Source organism: Chlorogloea sp. CCALA 695 (assembly GCF_003003885.1).
Classification (GTDB): Bacteria; Cyanobacteriota; Cyanobacteriia; order Cyanobacteriales; family Chroococcidiopsidaceae; genus Aliterella.
The window spans coordinates 1-2,961 of record NZ_PVWN01000139.1; the positions used below are offsets into that span (position 1 = coordinate 1).

At 45.0% G+C, this 2,961-nt stretch carries 5 protein-coding genes; 1 reads left to right on the plus strand and 4 read right to left on the minus strand.

Annotation, left to right across the window (positions count from 1 at the left end):
- From C7B70_RS25420 to C7B70_RS25435, 4 genes are all read right to left on the minus strand, one after another.
- Nucleotides 1-385 (minus strand): helix-turn-helix domain-containing protein (locus tag C7B70_RS25420; protein ID WP_146134182.1); only part of this gene is annotated, 385 nt, incomplete at its 3' end.
- A 285-nt stretch (nucleotides 386-670) separates the two neighbouring features.
- Nucleotides 671-1,729, minus strand: a complete 1,059-nt coding sequence (locus C7B70_RS25425; RefSeq protein WP_106371647.1) for an NAD(P)-dependent alcohol dehydrogenase — start codon at nucleotides 1,727-1,729, stop codon at nucleotides 671-673.
- Nucleotides 1,730-2,082: 353 nt separating this feature from the next.
- Nucleotides 2,083-2,304, minus strand: a complete 222-nt coding sequence (locus C7B70_RS25430; RefSeq protein WP_106371648.1) for a hypothetical protein — start codon at nucleotides 2,302-2,304, stop codon at nucleotides 2,083-2,085.
- A gap of 40 nt (nucleotides 2,305-2,344) precedes the next feature.
- Nucleotides 2,345-2,506, minus strand: coding sequence for a hypothetical protein (locus tag C7B70_RS25435; protein ID WP_233221161.1), 162 nt, complete (start codon nucleotides 2,504-2,506; stop codon nucleotides 2,345-2,347).
- A 70-nt stretch (nucleotides 2,507-2,576) separates the two neighbouring features.
- On the opposite strand from C7B70_RS25435, the gene C7B70_RS25440 reads away from it, so the two are divergent.
- A partial coding sequence (locus C7B70_RS25440; protein ID WP_146134182.1) for a helix-turn-helix domain-containing protein occupies nucleotides 2,577-2,961 on the plus strand: 385 nt, incomplete at its 3' end.

The window sequence follows — 2,961 nt, forward strand, 5'->3', positions numbered from 1 at the left end:
ACTCGTTCGCTGTCTCGCTCCGTTGCGCGCAGAGTTTTTTTTTCTGGTAAGTTTGAGCTTTTGGACGTATCGTCCCATCGTAGCTCGACTGATCCGTACTCCAACACGTTGCTCCAGTTGGTCGCATAACTCTTGCCTTAATGGCATCATTATTTTCGGCTACTAAATCAGCTACTACCGCCTCTTGTGCGGGGCTAAGTTTAGCTACTTGACCTCCTCCATGCGCTCTGGGTTCAACGGTTCCATCGGTGCGATAACGCTTTAATAAATTCTCAATAAACGTCAAACTTACTCGGAACCTTTTAGCTAGTTGTCTCTGTGACCCCTCTTGCTGGTTATACGCATCAATCACTTTCTGGCGCAGGTCTACAGAGTATGCTTTCATTCAGCTTCAAGTTAAGTTTACTCTTTCACTGTATTCTACTCTACCAAGAACTGCTGTATATAAGTAAGACAAGCATTTTTAGAAGCGGAAACCCTTACTTTCTCGTTAAGTAGTGACTCAATGAGCGCTAGAAGTCAATGACCTTCGTTGTCGGGAGAATCCTTACCTAATAAGGCTTTTAAGCTTAACCCGGTTTTCTGTTCTGATGATACTCATACCCCCATTAAGTCGACAATACCCTCAGATCCTCTGCTACTGTTTGCTCAAATTGTGATTAGCTAATAATTAACTTTCTTGCTTTAGTGATGCCATATCGATCACAAAACGATACTTCACATCATTTTTAAGCATACGCTCATAGGCTTCGTTAATTTTTTGGATGGGAATTATTTCGATGTCCGCAACGATATTATGCTCGGCGCAGAAATCGAGCATTTCCTGCGTCTCCCTAATTCCGCCAATTAACGAACCGACAAGTTGACGGCGCTTGAAGATTAGGTTGGCAATGCTTGGCGAGGGATGAGGACGGTCAGGTAGACCCACTAAACACATTACACCATCGCGCTTGAGCAACTGGGTGTATGCGTCTAGGTTGTGTGGTGCTGCAACTGTGTTCAGGATAAAGTTAAAGCTGTTAAGGTGCTTGTTCATCTCCTCTTCATTTTTTGACACTACTACCTCGTTAGCACCAAGACGCAAAGCATCCTCAGTCTTATCGGGTGAAGTCGTGAACAACACCGTATGAGCGCCAAAGGCATGAGCGAACTTCAGCCCCATGTGTCCTAAACCGCCTAAGCCGACGATGCCAACTTTGTCTTTCTCTTTAACTTGCCAGTGGCGTAGCGGCGAATAGGTAGTAATCCCCGCGCACAACAAGGGCGCGACGGCAGCAATGTCAAGCTTTCCTGAAACCTGAAGTACGTAATTCTCATCTACAACGATTTGGCTAGAGTACCCGCCGTAGGTGTTTTTCCCAGTTTGCTTTTCTGGGCTATTGTAGGTAAAAATAATTTCGTTGTCACAGAACTGCTCAAAACCCTCGCGGCAATTAGAGCAAGTGCGACAGGAATCGACCATACAGCCAACACCAGCTTTGTCGCCAACTTTAAAAGTTTTTACTTCATTACCAACATCGATTATGCACCCTACGATTTCGTGTCCAGGGACAAGTGGGTAAGTTGTATTTTCCCACTCGTTGCGGACTATGTGTAAGTCCGAGTGACACACTCCGCAGTAGAGGATTTCGATTTGTACGTCGTGTGCGCCTAGTTCACGTCGCTCAAAATTGAATGCCCCCAAAGGTGTGGTCGCACTTTGAGCGGCGTATCCAATAGTCTTTATCACAAGTTATTTCCTTTGATTCTTTAACGTCGACTGGGTGATGAAGTTTTAATGATTTAAAAACTTCAGTGCAAATTCACAGATGTCAACCGTAAGCGCACTCATAGGCAATCATACTAGGACTTAACTGTCGGCGCTGCTATACTCAAAGCGCAATTCACTTCAAAAGTTTTGTGGGTACTTCGCCAAGTTTGGGGTATGAGTAGCATTCGCGCAGAAAACGGGGTTAAGAGATTTATATGAGTAAGACAGGCATTTCATGGGTAAGACAAGCATAAAACGTACTATTTTCTCCCAATTCTGCGTTTGCCCCCTTAACCGTTGCGGGGTCAGGGAAAGATTGATTGCGATTAATTTTAGAATCTTGATCCGCAAATAGCCTGAACTTGAACTTCAGGCAAGTTCCGATTCTTTTCCCGACAAACTAACACATCAGCTAACCGTTGTTCAGCATAGAACTGATGAGCTAACCAACCCAAAGGAAGACCAGCCAATAGTCCCACAATCAACCCAATCATCAAGCTAGAAACAAGATTCTTTCTAGTGATATTATTCTGTCGCTCTACTTTTGCTGACATAGTTCCCCTTTAAACGCATCAAACTCCGCCAATTAATTCACTACCCAACCAGACGACCTAAAGAGATTAGTTTCCGCTCCACGTTAGCCACCCGGTCTTGCAGGTCAGCTAAAGCACCCTTCACGCTACTGGGGTCAGTTTTGCCTAAATACTGGGCTAAAGCTTCCCGAACTATCTCAGCTTCTTTGCGACCCGCAGCCAAAGCTAACGCACTTACAGCAGTTCTTGGTAGAGTAGAATACAGTGAAAGAGTAAACTTAACTTGAAGCTGAATGAAAGCATACTCTGTAGACCTGCGCCAGAAAGTGATTGATGCGTATAACCAGCAAGAGGGGTCACAGAGACAACTAGCTAAAAGGTTCCGAGTAAGTTTGACGTTTATTGAGAATTTATTAAAGCGTTATCGCACCGATGGAACCGTTGAACCCAGAGCGCATGGAGGAGGTCAAGTAGCTAAACTTAGCCCCGCACAAGAGGCGGTAGTAGCTGATTTAGTAGCCGAAAATAATGATGCCATTAAGGCAAGAGTTATGCGACCAACTGGAGCAACGTGTTGGAGTACGGATCAGTCGAGCTACGATGGGACGATACGTCCAAAAGCTCAAACTTACCAGAAAAAAAAACTCTGCGCGCAACGGAGCGAGACAGCGAACGAGT